At 58.3% G+C, this 15,823-nt stretch carries 16 protein-coding genes; 9 read left to right on the forward strand and 7 right to left on the reverse strand.

What is annotated here, in order from left to right; all coding sequences use genetic code 11:
- Positions 1 to 34: 34 nt before the first annotated feature.
- The gene (iroE, locus tag KB890_RS01745) at positions 35 to 970 is read left to right on the forward strand and encodes a siderophore esterase IroE (RefSeq protein ID WP_004148380.1); all 936 of its coding nucleotides are present in this window, start codon (positions 35 to 37) and stop codon (positions 968 to 970) included.
- Positions 971 to 1,003: 33 nt separating this feature from the next.
- On the opposite strand, the gene KB890_RS01750 is transcribed toward iroE, so the two are convergent.
- Positions 1,004 to 2,659: a putative bifunctional diguanylate cyclase/phosphodiesterase gene (locus tag KB890_RS01750; protein ID WP_004143447.1), complete on the reverse strand. Its 1,656-nt coding sequence runs from the start codon at positions 2,657 to 2,659 to the stop codon at positions 1,004 to 1,006.
- 296 nt (positions 2,660 to 2,955) lie between these two features.
- On the opposite strand from KB890_RS01750, the gene KB890_RS01755 reads away from it, so the two are divergent.
- The 3 genes from KB890_RS01755 (at position 2,956) to map (ending at position 4,475) form a co-directional block, all read left to right on the forward strand.
- The gene (locus KB890_RS01755) at positions 2,956 to 3,204 is read left to right on the forward strand and encodes a hypothetical protein (protein WP_002904810.1); all 249 of its coding nucleotides are present in this window, start codon (positions 2,956 to 2,958) and stop codon (positions 3,202 to 3,204) included.
- Between the two features lie 289 nt (positions 3,205 to 3,493).
- Positions 3,494 to 3,712, forward strand: coding sequence for a ParD-like family protein (locus KB890_RS01760; RefSeq protein WP_002904808.1), 219 nt, complete (start codon positions 3,494 to 3,496; stop codon positions 3,710 to 3,712).
- Positions 3,693 to 4,475, forward strand: coding sequence for a type I methionyl aminopeptidase (gene map / locus KB890_RS01765; RefSeq protein WP_004179825.1), 783 nt, complete (start codon positions 3,693 to 3,695; stop codon positions 4,473 to 4,475). The genes KB890_RS01760 and map overlap by 20 nt, the downstream gene beginning before the upstream one ends.
- 226 nt (positions 4,476 to 4,701) lie before the next feature.
- Here map and KB890_RS01770 read toward each other — a convergent pair whose 3' ends face one another.
- On the reverse strand, positions 4,702 to 4,989 hold the full coding sequence (locus KB890_RS01770) for a hypothetical protein (RefSeq protein WP_004176193.1): 288 nt from the start codon (positions 4,987 to 4,989) through the stop codon (positions 4,702 to 4,704).
- A gap of 444 nt (positions 4,990 to 5,433) precedes the next feature.
- On the opposite strand from KB890_RS01770, the gene KB890_RS01775 reads away from it, so the two are divergent.
- The 5 genes from KB890_RS01775 to KB890_RS01795 all read left to right on the forward strand — a co-directional run bounded on the left by KB890_RS01775 (position 5,434) and on the right by KB890_RS01795 (position 11,713).
- Positions 5,434 to 5,997, forward strand: a complete 564-nt coding sequence (locus tag KB890_RS01775) for a fimbrial protein (RefSeq protein ID WP_004179824.1) — start codon at positions 5,434 to 5,436, stop codon at positions 5,995 to 5,997.
- Between the two features lie 77 nt (positions 5,998 to 6,074).
- A complete protein-coding gene (locus KB890_RS01780; RefSeq protein ID WP_004176194.1) occupies positions 6,075 to 6,770 on the forward strand; it encodes a fimbrial biogenesis chaperone in 696 nt (231 codons plus the stop codon).
- A 15-nt stretch (positions 6,771 to 6,785) separates the two neighbouring features.
- Positions 6,786 to 9,287, forward strand: coding sequence for a fimbria/pilus outer membrane usher protein (locus KB890_RS01785; protein WP_020323802.1), 2,502 nt, complete (start codon positions 6,786 to 6,788; stop codon positions 9,285 to 9,287).
- Positions 9,275 to 10,279, forward strand: a complete 1,005-nt coding sequence (locus tag KB890_RS01790) for a fimbrial protein (RefSeq protein ID WP_004179822.1) — start codon at positions 9,275 to 9,277, stop codon at positions 10,277 to 10,279. The genes KB890_RS01785 and KB890_RS01790 overlap by 13 nt, the downstream gene beginning before the upstream one ends.
- 141 nt (positions 10,280 to 10,420) lie before the next feature.
- A complete protein-coding gene (locus KB890_RS01795; RefSeq protein ID WP_002904794.1) occupies positions 10,421 to 11,713 on the forward strand; it encodes a glycoside hydrolase family 10-like protein in 1,293 nt (430 codons plus the stop codon).
- 16 nt (positions 11,714 to 11,729) lie between these two features.
- Here KB890_RS01795 and KB890_RS01800 read toward each other — a convergent pair whose 3' ends face one another.
- The 5 genes from KB890_RS01800 to KB890_RS01820 form a co-directional block, all read right to left on the reverse strand.
- The gene (locus tag KB890_RS01800) at positions 11,730 to 13,052 is read right to left on the reverse strand and encodes a type II toxin-antitoxin system HipA family toxin (protein WP_004179815.1); all 1,323 of its coding nucleotides are present in this window, start codon (positions 13,050 to 13,052) and stop codon (positions 11,730 to 11,732) included.
- Entirely contained in the window at positions 13,052 to 13,318 is a 267-nt protein-coding gene (hipB, locus tag KB890_RS01805; RefSeq protein WP_004176198.1) for a type II toxin-antitoxin system antitoxin HipB, read from the reverse strand. Before hipB ends, KB890_RS01800 begins: the two co-directional genes overlap by 1 nt.
- A 265-nt stretch (positions 13,319 to 13,583) precedes the next feature.
- The gene (gene uraH, locus KB890_RS01810; RefSeq protein WP_002904788.1) at positions 13,584 to 13,910 is read right to left on the reverse strand and encodes a hydroxyisourate hydrolase; all 327 of its coding nucleotides are present in this window, start codon (positions 13,908 to 13,910) and stop codon (positions 13,584 to 13,586) included.
- A complete protein-coding gene (gene uraD, locus KB890_RS01815) occupies positions 13,907 to 14,407 on the reverse strand; it encodes a 2-oxo-4-hydroxy-4-carboxy-5-ureidoimidazoline decarboxylase (RefSeq protein WP_004179811.1) in 501 nt (166 codons plus the stop codon). Before uraD ends, uraH begins: the two co-directional genes overlap by 4 nt.
- Positions 14,385 to 15,764, reverse strand: coding sequence for a nucleobase:cation symporter-2 family protein (locus KB890_RS01820; protein ID WP_094932908.1), 1,380 nt, complete (start codon positions 15,762 to 15,764; stop codon positions 14,385 to 14,387). The genes uraD and KB890_RS01820 overlap by 23 nt, the downstream gene beginning before the upstream one ends.
- Positions 15,765 to 15,823: the final 59 nt, after the last annotated feature.

Consider the following 15,823-nt stretch of genomic DNA (forward strand, 5'->3'; position numbering starts at 1 on the left):
ACGCCAGAAGCAACAAAACAGGGGGACAGACGAGGTGAAGTTGAGTTCAGGGAGCATCACAACGGGTCGTACGAGCGGGCTGCTGACGCTGGCGATTGGCGCACTCTTCTACAGCAGCGGCAGTATTGCCCGGCCGGATCTTCAGCCGCTGGGGCCGAACATTGCGGATAAAGGGTCGGCGTTTTACCACTTTACGCAACGCCAGTATGACTCTGCCGATGGCGAACGTCACTACCGGGTATGGACCGCAGTGCCGGACAAAGCCCCGCCCGCCGCCGGCTATCCGGTACTGTATATGTTGGATGGCAACGCGGTGATGGATAAACTCGACGACGCGTTTCTGCAGCAGCTCTTCGCCGGCTCCCCGCCGGTGATCGTCGCTATCGGCTACCAGACCGCGCTGCCCTTTGATACCGCAGCCCGCGCCTGGGATTACACCCCACCGCTAAAGACGCATGAGCCTCGCGCCGGGAAACCCGCGCTACCGCCGCGTAAAACCGGCGGCAATGATGTTTTTCGCCAGCTGCTGACCGAAACGATGGTTCCCCAGACGGAAGCTAACCTGAAAATAGATCCCCACCAGCGCGCTATCTGGGGCCACTCCTACGGCGGATTGTTTGTGCTCGACGCGTGGAGGAAGGCTTCGCCGTTCGGGATCTACTATTCCGCCAGCCCGTCGCTAGGTCAGGCCCTGCAATCGCCTTTGCAGGCAAGCCAAAGTCTTGATGCCGTCCGCTTTCGCGGGAAATCGCTGTACCTACTCGAGGGTGACGGTAAAGCCCGTGGAGAGCCGTCCGGGCACGAGGCCTCGCTTGAGGTGTTGCGTCAAACCCAACAGCAGCTTGCCAGTAAAGGGTTGACCGTAGCCTTCTGGCGCTACCCCGGCCTGACGCACGGTCAGATGTTCGAGGTCTCGCTGCGCTCGGCGCTGCTGCATCTTTCCGGGCAGGCAGCGCTTGCGCATCAGTAACGCCCTTACGCCCACCAGCGGAGGGTGGGCGCATCAGCGCCGGTCGGGCAGGTGTTTGATATCGACCGGCTCGCCGAACAGAAATCCCTGCATCTCGTCACATCCCTCCTCTTCGAGGATCTGCAGTTGTCCAGCCGTTTCCACCCCCTCGGCGATAAGCGGCGTATTGATCGAATTGCCCAGCGAAATAATGGCTCGCACGAATGAGCGTACCTGAGGGTTGCTCTCCACATCTGTCATAAAGCTGCGGTCGAGTTTGATGACGTCGAAATGAAAATCGCGCAGCATGCTCAGGGAGGAGTAACCGGTGCCAAAGTCATCCAGCGCAATACTGATCCCCATTTTTTGCAGATGATGCAGAACGCTGAACGCCAGCTGTTTATTGATCACAAACGCCGTTTCGGTGACCTCAAACTCCAGCAGACTGACCGGGTAGGCGGTACGCATCAGGATCTCGCGGACTTTTTCGATAAAGCTACGATGACGCAACTGCACCGGAGAGATATTGACCGAAACTTTTCTGTTCAAACCATTTTCCAGCGATTCGTTACACACCTGCTCGAGCACCCAGTAACCTAAGGGCACGATGGCGCCGCTCTCTTCGGCGATGGGAATAAACACGTCCGGCGGGATCGTCCCCAGCTGCGGATGCTGCCAGCGCAGCAGCGCCTCGTAACCGGTGATGCTACGATCTTTGATGTTGCGGATAGCCTGATAGTGGAGCGAAAACTCCCCGGCGTGAATACCGCGCCGGATATCGGCGGCCATCATATTGCGCTGCCGCGTCTTGTCATCCATTTCACGTTCATACCAGCAAATCTTATGGTCGAGGCTGCTTTTTGCCCGATACATAGCCAGATCGGAATTGCTCAGTATCGTATTAATATCCGTGCCGTCTTCCGGGTAGACTGAGATGCCAATGCTGGCGGAGAGAACCACTTCCGTCGCGGCAAACGTCTGCTTACCGCTGAAGCAGTGCCACAGGCGCGCAGCAAAGGCATCCACTTCCCCCTCATCGGAAAAAGGTTTAACGGCCACAAACTCATCGCCGCCGAAGCGGGCGACCATCTCCTCCTTCTGCAGCGTTTTGAGCACGGCGCCCGCCACGCGCTGCAGCAGCTGGTCACCAATCAGATGGCCCTGCAGATCGTTAATCTCTTTAAATTTGTCTAAATCGATCGTGAAAATGGCAAAGCGGCGGGCATCATTTCCAGTGATCAGCTTCTCCACCCGTTCAAAAAACTCCACCCGATTGGGTAAACCGGTTAACGCATCGTAGCGCGCCATCCAGGCGATGCGGTCGTTAATCGCCTTCTGTTCACTAATGTCGCGGGTAATTTTGGCAAAACCCAGCAGGGTGTTCTGCTCATCGCGGATGGTATCGATCATGACATGCGCCCAGAATCGGGACCCGTCTTTGCGATACCGCCAGCCTTCCCCTTCAAACTGCCCGCTACGCAGGGCGATTTCCAGGTTTTTTGCGGGTACACCGGAGAGTTGCTCAGCTTCGCTATAGAAGAGACCGAAGTAGCGACCGATGATCTCGTCGCTCAGGTACCCTTTTGCCCGGCGGGCGCCCTCATTCCAGCTAATGACCGTGCCGTCGGCGCTCAGCATATAGATGGCATAATCTTTAACGCTTTCAATAAAGTGGCGATAGGCAATATCCGTCAGGTGATCGTTACTCATGGTACAGCGCTCTCTGTGGCTCGGTCGTGGCAAAACGCATTAGATATAGCAGAATTACGCCTATTAAGAATACAAGGATATGGCCTTTTGTTGGCCTCTTTCTGACCCGGACACCGCAGAAGGCGCGGCGGACGCTCTCGTTAAGCGTAGTGGACCAGGCCGTCCGAAGGAGTGATATTCCCCGCGATTTTTGCACTTAGGTCGCCCACTAATAGTTACTTTTATTGATTAAAAAGTTTGATTGAAAGAATAAATAAAAGGAGTAATGTTAATAATACTTTCTATGGAGGTTAAATATGTTGCGTGATTATTTAAAAGTGGAAAAAGAAGACCAACTTGTTGAACAACAGAGTCGGCATGACAATAGCCAGCATTATTCTTCGGTGACCGAATGGGTTATTTTAAGTAAAGATGGCCAGCGCAAAGGCCGGGTATCCCTGTTCGACCGCTTCACCACCCGCCGCTCCTGGAGCGACAGTTTCCGCATTACGCAGTTCGATAATGCGGGTAAAGTGGTGGTGGATAAACTCACTGACGCGCTGTAAATCCTTCGGATTCCCGGCCTGACGGGAGAATATTAATACGCAAAATTAACACCTGCATAAAATATATTGATGCGTCGCTATCATGTTATTTTCTTTCTGCATACCGATAATCTAATGGGTAATTTTCGCCATGGTGCACAGCGCGAATTTTTAACCCGAAAAAATGCTGAATATAAGCCCGCTGGTCGGGCTTTTTTGCATGATGCTCGCCATCTACGCCACAAAATGCCAAGGACATCCCGCGCTGGATTGTATACGATGTATATACGAATCGTTACGGTATATATCTATGGGAATCGTCAAAATCTCCGATCTGCTGCACGATGATATTCGTGATGCCAGCAAAGCCATGTCCCGCTCCGTCAATGCCCAGGCGGAATACTGGATCCGTCTGGGCATGATGAGCGAACTCTACCCTGAGCTTAACCACCAGCAGATCAAACTGCTGATGCTGAAATCCGGCTCTGACCGTCTGCTGGAGGTGATCAATGCCATCAATAATCATTAAAACCGCCGACGAACTCGCCCGGCAGCGCCATGCCGGCCAGCTGCTGGCGTCAGTGTTTGATATGCTGGATACTTTTATCGTTCCCGGCGTAACGACGATGGCGATTAACGATCGAGTGGAAGATTTTATCGTCAACCAGCTGCACGCCCGCCCGGCCAGCAAGGGGCAATACGATTTTCCCTATGTGTTGAACACTTCCATTAACGATGTGGTGTGCCACGGGATCCCCAAAGCGACCGAACATCTGCGCTCCGGGATGATTGTTAACGTCGATATCACCCTCGAGAAAGCGGGCATGATTGCCGACTCCAGTAAGATGTACCTGATAGGCGATGTCTCCCCGCTGGCCCGCCGGCTGGTAAAGACTACCTATGAAGCGATGTGGAAAGGCATTGAGGTGGTGAAGCCTGGCGCGACGCTGGGCGATATTGGCCACGCTATTCAGCGCTGGGTGGAGGAACATGGCTATAGCGTGGTCAGAGAATATTGCGGTCACGGCGTCGGTCAGGAAATGCATGAGGAACCGCAGGTGCTGCATTACGGCCGCCCCGGAGAAGGCGCCGTGCTGCAGGAAGGCATGGTGTTCACCATTGAGCCGATGGTCAACCAGGGCGACAGCCGTATCAAAACCAAAAAAGATGGCTGGACGGTGGTTACCCGCGATAAAAAACTCTCCGCGCAATGGGAGCACACCGTGGCCGTCACCGCCAACGGTTTTGAGGTGCTGACGTTACGCGACGATGAACAGTCGCGGATCCGCTGAGTTGCTTCCCTTTCTCTATGACGGTGGGCCGCTTTCCGATCCCGGAGCTCGCTTGGGCGCCAGACGACACCTGATTCTGCCGCCGGGCGGCGGCAATAATTGTTTTCATGAATGATTTCTGCGCGCGCGTCTGCCCGCTGGTTATGGCTGATGCGCGCATAAACCGCACAACGGTTTATCCTTTACCTCCTTGCATCAGCTTACTCTTCATTGCCTTTATCCCGCCTTAGCGATAGCGAATAATGACATCCGCTTCACTATGCTGCGCATTTCGCCAGTGAATACTGACCTCACCACGATTGTCCGGCATGGCGTAGCGAGGACGGTTGTTTGTCAAGGCGACCTGTTCCGGTGAATGGTGCTGGCACGAGACATCGATACGATCGTGCCGGGGGGCGATAACACAGGCCGGATTGATGACCCGTCCTGAAAAATGAACCTGGCCGGAAAGCGCAGCAGACGACGCCAGCGGCGCCAGGCACAGACATAGCAGAGCGAGACGGAATGGAGACATAGCAATCTTCCTTGATAACGGGTGACACTGCGCGGCACAGCATCGTTTCTGTGCCCTACAACCTGCGGCTTCCTGCCGTCACTCCACGCTACTGCAAAATAGCGGCAGCGTAAATGATTATTCCGGGCCACCCGGTCAACTGCCGGGATTAACAGCAACTTTTTCGTAAAATTTGCTCAGAACAGTTATCTCCCGGAAATAATGCATTATACATATGGGACTCTTTTTAATATTTAATGAGATTATACTTACACCAAAAAATAAATAATGTTACAGCTTAACACATCTTATCAATGGGCCTTTACGATGTTCTCCGTATAATCCCGCCCCCGACGGTAATATACATTAGTGATGCTTACCGTTTTTTGTGAACAGAAATAAAAAACATGCTTTAAAAATGTTAAATGCTTTTGTTAACTTGTGATTATTTAATAAGGTTTGAGTATGAAAGAAAAAGGCACCCTGCTGGTTGTTGGTTCACTGCTGGCCTTAAGTCTGGCTACTGTGACCACCGCCCGCGCGGCGGGTACACTGAATTTCACCGGTAAAATTATTAACGAGTCCTGCCAGATCGCCAATAACGGTGGCGATGTTAATGTCGATTTTGGCAACGTCGATATGTCGGCGCTGAAATCCCATGAAGCGAAAACCGCAGAAACGCCGTTCACTATCAACCTCACCGGTTGCCCACTGGCGCAGAACATCAGTATCAGCCTGGAAGGTACTCCGGACACCAACGCTAACGGCACCAGCGCCGCCGTGCTGGCGCTCTCCGACGCCGCGGATACCGCCAAAGGGGTGGGCATTGAAGTCTTCTCTTCCCCTGACGGCTCAACGGAAGGCAATCAGCTGACCTTTGACAAGCAGAGCAAAACGGCGGTTTCGCAAGCCGACGAAAACGGTGATATTGCATTTAACTTTATTGCCGATCTGAAGAGCGATTCCTCACAGGATGTCACTGCCGGCAATATTAATGCCACGGCCAATATTGATATTGTGTACGAATAGAATGTCCTGATTGCCACTTTTCCAAGGGCAGCGTCCCCCTGCCCTTATTCTCATTCCTCGTGACCGGATCCTCAATTATGCAGTGTTATAAAGCGGCTTTTATCCTGAGCCTTCTCTTTTGCCCGTTCCTGGCGTCTGCCGCCGGGGTTGCCATTGCCGGCACTCGTGTCATTTATAATGAACAAAGCCATGAGGCAGACATCACGGTAAAAAACACCAATCCTCACGATCCGGTGCTTATTCAGAGCTGGGTAGACGATCTGGCTGATAATAATAAATCACCGTTTATCGTCACCCCGCCATTGTTCCGTCTGGATGCCGGAGACAGCAACGATCTGCGCGTGTTATTAACCTCGGCGCAACTGCCAAACGATCGGGAAAGTTTGTTCACCCTGAATATCAAAGTGATTCCCGCCAATACCGCGCCGGCTGGCGAGAACATTCTGCAATTTGCTATAAAGAATCAACTGAAGCTCATTTATCGCCCGGCAGGGCTCCCTGGCTCGGCGCTCGACGCGGCGCAGCACCTGCGCTGGCGGGTCAGCGGCAACCACCTGCAGGCGGAGAATGCCTCCCCCTATTATGTGACTATCACCACGCTCACCTGCGCGGGCCAGAACCAGAAAACGCCGCTTGAGCGCAGCGTGATTGCTCCTCACAGCCGTGAAGAGTATTCCCTCCCCGGCGAGGCCTGCGCCCGCGAGGTGAGCTGGCGCATTCTGGATGACTTTGGCGCTGTGCAGACGTTTAGCGCCCCCGTTTCGGCGCACTAAGCGTCTGATGTCGCGATGCGCCACGGCCCGGCTCATACCGTTACCGTCGTCAGCCTCTCCATCCTGCTGGGCGGGCAGAGCGCGCTCTTGCACGCCCAGGCGACCTTTAATATGGATCTGCTGGAGAAAAACGACCATTTGCCGGCAGTGGATCTGCAACGCTTCAATCAGCAGGCGGGCCAGCCGCCAGGCGCCTATCCGGTGAGCTGGCAGGTCAACGGCGTCACGCTGGACGCCCGTAAGACCGTCACGTTTCGCCAGAACGATCGCGGACAGCTCACGCCCTGCCTTAAGCCGGAAGATCTGCTGCAGGCCGGAGTTAACCCGGCCGTGCTGTCCCAGGCGACCGGCGCAACGTCCCGCTCATGTCCCGAACTCAACGCGCTGCTGCCGGGCAGCACGGTCAATTTCGATTTTGCTCATCAGCGGCTGGTAATGACCATTCCTCAGGCGCTGATGACGCACCGGGCGAGGGATAATGTTCCCTCTGCTCTGTGGGACGAAGGTATTAGCGCCTTTCAGAGTAACTATCGTTATTCAGGCGCCAGCCAGCGTACCCGCGAGGGCAGCACCGAGCGCGATAACTATCTGATGTTGAAAAGCGGCGTGAACGTCGGCGCCTGGCGCCTGCGCGCCAGCAATAACCTGACCGCCAACAGCGATGATAAGCCCCAGTGGACGACCAGCGGCGCCTGGCTTGAGCGCGACCTGACGCGCTGGCAGAGTGAACTGACCCTCGGGGATACCTTCACGTCGGGCGATGTGTTTGACGCGGTACAGTTTCAGGGAATATCCCTCGCCTCCAGCGATGCGATGCTCCCGGACTCGCAGAAAGGTTTTGCCCCGACCATCCGCGGGATTGCCAGAACCAACGCCCAGGTCACGGTTCGGCAAAATGGCTACGTGCTGTATCAAACCTACGTCACCCCCGGCGCGTTCGTGATTGACGATCTTTATCCCACCGCCAGCAGCGGCAATCTTGAGGTTGCCGTCAAAGAGTCGGATGGCGAAATCCGCCGCTTCACCCAGCCGTATGCTTCGGTGACCAGCATGCAGCGCGAAGGCAGCCTGAAATACAACCTGGTCGCCGGGCGCTACCATAGCGACGATGCCAGCCAGCGGCCGTTGATGATGCAGCTGTCGCTGATGCGCGGGTTCGCCCATAACCTGACGCTGTTTGGCGGACTGCAGAGCGCGGCGCAATACCATAACCTCTCGCTCGGCGCAGGACAGGGGTTGGGAGAAGCCGGGGCGCTCTCGCTGCAGCTGTTAAACGCCCGCGACCGGCACCAGCAGGATCCGATCGATGGCCGGGCCTGGCAGCTCCAGTACAGCAAAGGTTTTGATCGTCTCGGCACGCAGTTGACTTTCACCGGCTGGCGTTATTCGCATCAGCGCTATGCCACGCTGAGCGAGGCGTTTTCCAGCCCGGGTAGCGACGACGACCTGCAGGATAGCGACAACAAAAAAGCAACCCTGCAAATCACCGCCAGCCAGAGCCTGCCGTACGATATCACCCTCTATCTGAGTCTCGACCAGGACAGCTACTGGTCAGGGGGCGCCACACAGCGTACCGCCAATATGGGGATCAGCAGCCAGGTTCACGGTATCGCGTGGTCGCTCAGCTACAGCGACTCCCGCAACAGCCACGGTGACGAGGAGGATGACGAGCCGCATTCCGACAAAGTGGTGACGTTGTCACTTTCCGTGCCGTTGAGACACCTGCTGCCGGGGAGCTATGCCGGCTATACCCTGACCTCCTCCCGCCACAGCGTTGGCAGTCAGATGGTCAGCCTCAACGGCACATTGCTGGACAATCACGCGCTTAGCTACGCCGTCAGCCAAACCCGCGATCGGCAAAACGGGTCCAGCGGCAGCCTGACGGCCGGGTACAGCAGTGGAAGGGGCGATCTGAATCTCGGCTACAGCCACGATTCGCAGGCCGCTCGTCTGAACTACGGCGCCAGCGGGGGCATTCTGATTCACCGCCACGGGGTAGTCTTTACGCCGGAAATGAATGGCGCTGTCGTCCTGATTGACGCCGGTGGCGCCGGGGGTGTGACCCTCGCCAACCAGAAAACCATCGCCACCAATGGTGACGGGTACGCCGTGCTGCCCTTCGCCACCGCCTATCACCGCAACGACGTCTCTCTCGACAGCCATTCGCTGCCGGAGAATGTGGATCTGGCCAACAGCACCGTGACGCTGGTCCCTACCAAAGACGCGGTGGTTCTGGCGCGCTTTCACACCCACGTTGGCTATAAGGCGCTGTTTACGCTGCAGTCGCGGGGACAACCGCTGCCCTTTGGCAGCGAAGTACGCGCCAAAGACACCAACAGCATCGTTGCCAGCGAGGGTCAGGTGTACCTGGCCGGCCTGGCGCCAAAAGGCACCCTTTATGCGCAGTGGGGGCCGGGCCCTCAGCAGCGCTGTAGCGCCCGCTACGATCTCACCCCGACGCTGGCTCAGACCCCCCATCCACTCATTTTACAGCAGACGTTATCATGTCTTTTTTAACTCTCCTGCGTCGGGTCGCCATGACGCTGTTATTTATTCTGTTACCGGCCGCCAGCGGATGGGCCTGTACGCCAGTGTTTGTCCGCGGCCAGGCCTCCACCCTTCGGCTGAACGTGGGGCAGCTCACGGTTCCGGCTGACGCCAGACCCGGCACCCCGCTGTATCATAAAAGTTTCGCCTGGAACCGCCTTAGCGACGGCGGCGAACAGTGGATCCGCTGCGCGGACGATCCGCACGGGCTGTCACCGCTGCTGCTGGACAGTCTGCTGTCCGGGGGAGTGACGCGACCGACGGTTTATCAAACTAACCTCGCCGGCATTGGCGTTCGCGTATCGCTGCGCGCTATCGGCGGCTATGGCGGCTTTCCTGACCGGCCGACGCCCTCGCCGCTTAGCCAACGGGTGGACAATCCCGCCGCCTTGCCCGATGCGGTGTGGAAACTGGGCTATTTCCACCTGACGATTGAGCTCATTAAAACCGGTCCCGCGGCGACGCCGGGCGAGCTTGAGTATCACAGCGAGCGCTTTTTAATGGCGGAGCATACCCCGCTGGCCGCGTTAGACTTAACCGGCAGGATCAGCACCGCGGGATGTTCAGTGAATGACGCCACGCCAGCCCTGATCAAGCTCCCTGCGGCGATGCTTGACCACTTCGGCGGCGTCGGCAAAACCACCGGCGACACCCCTTTCGCGCTGCAGCTGGATTGCAACAGCGCGGTCACGGTTTCCCTGCGAGTTGACGGCGCGGAGCCCCTCTCCGCCCGGGGGCATGGCGTTCTGCGCAATGACGCCACCGACGATCGGGCGCAGGGTATTGGCGTGCAGTTGCTTTACCATCGTCAGCCGGTCGTACTGAATCATGAGATGACGCTGGGCAGCGCGAGCGCGGGCCGGTTTACCCTGCCGCTCACTGCCCGCTACTACCAGACACGTTCCCGGATCACCGCCGGTCAGGTGTCGGCCGTCGCGACCTATACCTTGCATTATGACTAGGCGATGGCGAACCGACGGATGAAGCGGATGAAGGAATTGCTCTGACCGGCGAATCGTAAGAGAATAGCGCCTACACGCGACGATCTGAGTACACGGGAGTTCATCATCAGCCATTCTCGTCGATTCCCCTTAGCCAGCAAAGTGGCGCTGGCAGGCGCGGCGCTCATCGCCGCTGGCATGCTGTTCAGCTGCACCAGTAAAGCCCCTAAATCCCTTGTCACGCCGCCGAACGCTGCCGCCGTCAAAGCCGGGCAGGCGCACCGGGAGCCGGTGCGCGGCGTGTGGCTCACCACCGTTTCGCGCCTTGACTGGCCGCCGGTCGGGTCGATTATCGCCAGCACGCCGGAGAGCCGCATCACGCAGCAGAAGCTGGCGCTGATCGCTAAACTCGATAACCTGCAGCGCCTGGGGATCAATACCGTCTTTTTCCAGGTGAAACCGGACGGTACGGCGCTCTGGCGGTCGGATATTCTGCCGTGGTCCGATATGCTGACCGGCAAAATCGGCGAATACCCTGGCTACGATCCGCTGCAGTTTATGCTGGATGAAGCGCACAAGCGCGGCATGAAGGTTCACGCGTGGTTTAACCCCTATCGCGTCTCGGTCAACACCAAACCGTCGACGATTGCCGAGCTGAACAACACCCTCACCCAGGTACCGGCCAGCGTGTTCGTCCTGCACCGTAACTGGATCCGCACCGCCAGCGATCGCTTTGTCCTCGACCCGGGCATTCCCGAAGCACGGGACTGGATCACCAGCATCGTCGCTGAAGTGGTGCAGAACTACCCGATTGACGGCGTGCAGTTCGATGACTATTTCTATACCGAAACCGCCTCTTCCCCGCTTAACGACAACGAGACTTTCCGCCGTTACGGGCAGGGCTATGCCTCGAAGGGCGACTGGCGGCGGCATAACACCCAGCAGCTCATAGCCCAGGTTTCCACCACCATCAAAAAGCTCAATCCGAACGTCGAGTTTGGCGTGAGCCCGGCCGGGGTGTGGCGCAACCGCTCGCACGATCCGGCGGGGTCGGATACCCGGGGCGCGGCCGCCTATGATGAATCCTATGCCGATACCCGCAGCTGGGTGCAGCAGGGACTGCTCGACTACATCGCGCCGCAGATCTACTGGCCGTTTGCCCGCGATGCCGCGCGCTATGATGTGCTGGCCAACTGGTGGGCCGAGGTGGTTAAACCGACCCATACCCGGCTGTATATCGGCGTGGCGCTGTACAAGGTGGGTGAACCGTCCAAAAACGAGCCTGACTGGACGGTGGATGGCGGCGTGCCGGAGCTGAAAAAGCAGCTCGATCTCAATGAGACTCTGCCGCAGATCCAGGGCACCATCCTGTTCCGCGAAAACAACCTCAATCAGCCGCAAACCCGGCAGGCGGTTAACTATTTGCGCAGCCGCTGGGGGCAGCCGCAGAGCTAGCCGCCAGCCGGCTCTGCTATAGCGCCTGCAGCCCTTGCTGCAGGCGGGCGTGCAGCTTCAGCATGTTCTCTGTAATGGCCTGCCAGACGTGGCTGGAAAAGTCCGCCGGCAGCGTCCGGCGAGCGCTTTCGATTGCCTGCGGCACATGCCCGGCAAACTCCTGGAGGATCGCCAGCATCTGCTCCCGGGGAAAGTTCACCGCTTTGGCCGTCGCCAGAAAATGACGCGGATAGATGGCGTTAATCTCTGTTTTACGCCCTTTTGTGGCATTGAGCCCCATCGACAGCTTCAGATCGCGCAGATGCAGTCCCGTGCCGCCCAGCACCGGAAACGCCGAAATAATGTCGTAGAACGGTGTTAAGCGGTAGCTGCCGCCGGGCAACAGGTAAATTGAGAAGTTTTTTGCGTGACCGTCCGTCGCCCCCGTCAGCCACTGGAAGACCATGAACTTCATAAAGTCATAGCGATCTTTCAGCGCTTCACTCGAGCCCAGCAGAAAGGTCATGATCGCGGCGATACCCGGCCCGCCGTCAGACTCATATTTCATCGCTGAAGGAAGACCAAAAGCCTGACACAGATCCTCCTGCGGCAGACGCAGCAGCACCCGTCCCTCCTGCGCCCAGCGCCGGTCGAAGCGGGTTACCGCCAGGGCGCGGATCCGCGGAGTGGTGATGATCTCCGCTTCCGGCACCGCCAGGCCCAGTTCTCTGGCCAGCGCCAGGCACAGATACTCATTATCCACGCTTTCACGCAGATCCAGCGTCGCATTGGGCTGCTTTATCTCGCCGATGGGCAGCTTAATGATATGCGTGGTCGGCGTGGCGCCCTGCGGAATACACCACTGCTCGCCCATCCGCAGCAGCGCCGTTTTCTCCTGGGCGCCGGCCACCGAGATACGGAAATCGTCCTGGCTGGTAATCATCCCGAGGGGGATATCCGACTGGTAAGCGGTCAGCAAAGCGGTGAGCTGCGCCTCGTCCAGCGTCTGCCAGCGTAATCCTTCCAGGTGCGCCTCTTCCCCCGGCGGCAGGAGGGTCACCGCCCCTACGCTATCCCGCCCGACTTCGGCCAGCAGATCGAACGGCTGCTTCGAGCGCGCCTGATAGCGCCTGACGATCCGGTCGCGGACCTGCGGGCTGTCGGGCAGCAGGTTATCAAAATAGTGATACACCGCGTCGGCAGTGATATTGCCATACTGCAGCGGCAGTGAGAGGGAGAGCGGTCTGGCGCGCGGGCTGCGCAGCCACTCTTCGTCATAGCGAAAACTGTGCGCCCCGTTAGCCTGGTGGGTTAAGGTTCCCACGCGCACATTGTTCATCCAGGTGGTAAGCGTCGCCATTACCAGTCAAGGTCCGTGTTGTTATCGGGAGCCGGCGCCGTCTCAGCAGCTTTGGCGTTCAGCATCATCACCACCCCCAGCGACTGGAGGATCTTAAACAGCGTGGTTAAGGTGGTTTTGTCGGGGTGATTTTCAAAATTGGACAGCGTGGCCTGCTTAATGCCGATCCGCCTGGCCAGCGCATCCTGGGTCCAGTGGTTCTGCTGGCGCAGCAGCTTCAGGTAATTGGCCAGCTGCACGGGACTGTATATCTGCGGGGAATTCATCGCCTTGTTCCTCACCATCATTTATCCCCCTGTCGGGATAAACTTGGTTTTATACCCTGTAGGGGATAATGTCAAGGTTATCCCCTACAGGGGATAGGAGAATAATTATCCTTGTGTGGGGATAAAACAGGAAGGATGGTCGCCGGAGCCACCTGTACATGCCCGGTAGCGGCTGCGCCTTACCGGGCCTACGGGCTGTCTATGCCCGCTCCGTAACGCTCCAGACCGGGCAAGCGCAGCTCCGCCCGGCAGCGGGCAGCCGCGCTTAGCTGCCGCGGTAGGTCGACCACCCGCCCGGGGCGATGAGAAACGGCAGATGGAAATGGTCCTCTGCCGCCTCGCCGATAACAAAATCAATCTGCGCCCGGGTAAAGACGCTCTCGCGCCCGGCGCGGGCAAACCACGCCCCGGTTTCCGCTGTTAAGCAATAGCGCCCCGCCGGCAGCGGCGCGGCGCTAAAGGTGGCGATACGCCCCTGGGCGTTGGTCACCAGGTTCGCCAGCGTCTCGCCCTCCCGGCTCAGGCTGACCGTTACGCCTTCTGCCGGCGTACCGGTGGAAATATCCAGAATATGGGTGCTCAGGGTGCTCATTCGCCAATCGCTCCTTCCAGTCTTAACATCGTAATTTCCCGCAGCTGGGCAAGCGCCTCGGCCACTTCTTCGTCAGCGGTATGCTGCAGCCGGCGCGTCAGCGCCTGCAGAATCTCTTCGCCGCTGCGCCCTTTGGCGCGGATTAAAAACACCCGGCCAAAGCGGGCTTCGTAGCGGGCATTGCCCTCCCGCAGGGCCTGCGCGAGCCGCTCATTCTCGCTGTCCACCGACGACTGCTCCTGGCGCGACAGCGCCGCGTGCGCCTGGCTGCCGGTCGGCTTTTCACCGATCCGCGGATGGGCGCTGAGCGCCGCGTTCAGCTCATCCTCTCCCCAGTTAGCCATCGCCTTACGGGCGGCCTGCAGCAGCGCATGGCGGCTGGCGAAAGGTCGTAAGCTCACCAGCATCTCGCCCCAGGCCGGGATCGCCACGCAAGGGGCCAGCAGCCCCGCCGCCTCATCTTTGCTCAGGCTGTTAAACTGACTCAGCGCGATCATCCTGACTCCTTAACGATTTCGTCGCCGCCTGCTCCTGCGGCAGAATAAGGTTCAGCGCTATCGCTACCAGCCCACCGCTGGTGGCCGCCGAACCGAACAGATCGCCGACCATCGGCGGAAAATGGCTGAGAAACGCCGGCACCGACTCCACGCCAAGACCCGCGCCAAACGCCAGCCCCACGATCAGCACATCGCGACGGCTCAGCGGGGTCTGGGTAATAATCCGGATCCCGACCGCCACCACGCAGCCAAACATCACCATCGTGGCGCCCCCCAGCACCGGCGCCGGGATCTGCCGCAGCAGTTCGCCCACCGGGGGAAACAGCCCAAGCAGGATCAGAATCACGCCAATGTAGCGTCCGACATAGCGGCTGGCCACCCCGGTCATCTGGATCACGCCGTTGTTCTGCGCGAAGGTGGTGTTCGGAAAAGCACAGAGCATGGCCGCCACCATACAGCTGACGCCATCCGCCAGGATACCGCCCTTCAGCCGGTTACGGAAAGCGCAATCGTCAACAGACTGTTGCGAAATCAGCGAGTTGGCCGTCAGATCGCCCACCGCCTCCAGAATACAGACCAGCGACACCAGGGCGACCGGCAGAAATATCGCGCTGTTAAACTGAAAGCCGAACGGAAACAGCGTCGGCAGGCGAAACAGGGTGTCGCCCAGGCTGTGAAGATGGAACTGACCGCTCAGCCCCGCTGCGATGCAGCCCACGGCAATGCCCACCACCACCGAGGAGAGCCGCAGCCAGCGGTTTTTGGCGCAGCTCAGCAGGACGATAACCCCGAGGGTGCCCGCCCCGAGCGCGATATTGCTCATGCTGGCGAAATCCTCGGCCTTTTCCCCACCGCACCAGTTGATGACGCTGACCTTGATCAGGCTGATGCCGATCAGCGCAATCACGCTGCCGGTAATGATGGGAGTAAAGATTTTCTTCAGCGGTTCGATAAAGCGGCTGACAATCACCGGCACCAGAGCGGCGACAAAGTTAACGCCAAACAGCATCGCCATCATATCCTGCGGCCCGCCGCCCTGGGCTTTTACCCACATCCCTCCGGCCACCGTCACGCCGAGGAAGGCAAAACTGGTGCCCTGCATGCAGATCATCCCGGCGCCGATGCCCCATACCCGATTGGACTGCAGAAAAGTGCCAATGCCCGAGGCCAGCAGCGACATACTGATGAGATACGGCAGCCAGTCGCCAAGCCCGAGGGTAGCGCCGATGATCAGCGGCGGCGTGATGATCCCCACCAGGCCCGCCAGCACATGCTGGAGAGCGCTGAAAAAGGCCGGAAGCGGTGGGATCCGCTGTTCAAGGCCGTAAAGCAGGCCACTGTGATGTTCGTCAGACATAGTGATATCCCGTAGCAAAGAGAAGTGCATGGGCTAGTGCACAAAGCAGGCCAGAGACG

It is taken from the genome of Klebsiella sp. P1954 (genome assembly GCF_018199955.1).
In the GTDB taxonomy this organism is placed as follows: Bacteria; Pseudomonadota; Gammaproteobacteria; order Enterobacterales; family Enterobacteriaceae; genus Klebsiella; species Klebsiella pneumoniae.

What these genes read in the sequence shown, in the direction of transcription:
- uraH (WP_002904788.1), bottom strand. Translation starts at nt 13,910, where the DNA reads ATGAGCACCCTGAGCACCCATATTCTGGATATTTCCACCGGTACGCCG.
- KB890_RS01800 (WP_004179815.1), bottom strand. Translation starts at nt 13,052, where the DNA reads ATGGCGACGCTTACCACCTGGATGAACAATGTGCGCGTGGGAACCTTA.
- KB890_RS01785 (WP_020323802.1), top strand. Translation starts at nt 6,786, where the DNA reads ATGCGCCACGGCCCGGCTCATACCGTTACCGTCGTCAGCCTCTCCATC.
- KB890_RS01770 (WP_004176193.1), bottom strand. Translation starts at nt 4,989, where the DNA reads ATGTCTCCATTCCGTCTCGCTCTGCTATGTCTGTGCCTGGCGCCGCTG.
- KB890_RS01775 (WP_004179824.1), top strand. Translation starts at nt 5,434, where the DNA reads ATGAAAGAAAAAGGCACCCTGCTGGTTGTTGGTTCACTGCTGGCCTTA.
- KB890_RS01755 (WP_002904810.1), top strand. Translation starts at nt 2,956, where the DNA reads ATGTTGCGTGATTATTTAAAAGTGGAAAAAGAAGACCAACTTGTTGAA.
- KB890_RS01760 (WP_002904808.1), top strand. Translation starts at nt 3,494, where the DNA reads ATGGGAATCGTCAAAATCTCCGATCTGCTGCACGATGATATTCGTGAT.
- KB890_RS01750 (WP_004143447.1), bottom strand. Translation starts at nt 2,659, where the DNA reads ATGAGTAACGATCACCTGACGGATATTGCCTATCGCCACTTTATTGAA.
- KB890_RS01780 (WP_004176194.1), top strand. Translation starts at nt 6,075, where the DNA reads ATGCAGTGTTATAAAGCGGCTTTTATCCTGAGCCTTCTCTTTTGCCCG.
- map (WP_004179825.1), top strand. Translation starts at nt 3,693, where the DNA reads ATGCCATCAATAATCATTAAAACCGCCGACGAACTCGCCCGGCAGCGC.
- KB890_RS01820 (WP_094932908.1), bottom strand. Translation starts at nt 15,764, where the DNA reads ATGTCTGACGAACATCACAGTGGCCTGCTTTACGGCCTTGAACAGCGG.
- KB890_RS01790 (WP_004179822.1), top strand. Translation starts at nt 9,275, where the DNA reads ATGTCTTTTTTAACTCTCCTGCGTCGGGTCGCCATGACGCTGTTATTT.
- hipB (WP_004176198.1), bottom strand. Translation starts at nt 13,318, where the DNA reads ATGAATTCCCCGCAGATATACAGTCCCGTGCAGCTGGCCAATTACCTG.
- uraD (WP_004179811.1), bottom strand. Translation starts at nt 14,407, where the DNA reads ATGATCGCGCTGAGTCAGTTTAACAGCCTGAGCAAAGATGAGGCGGCG.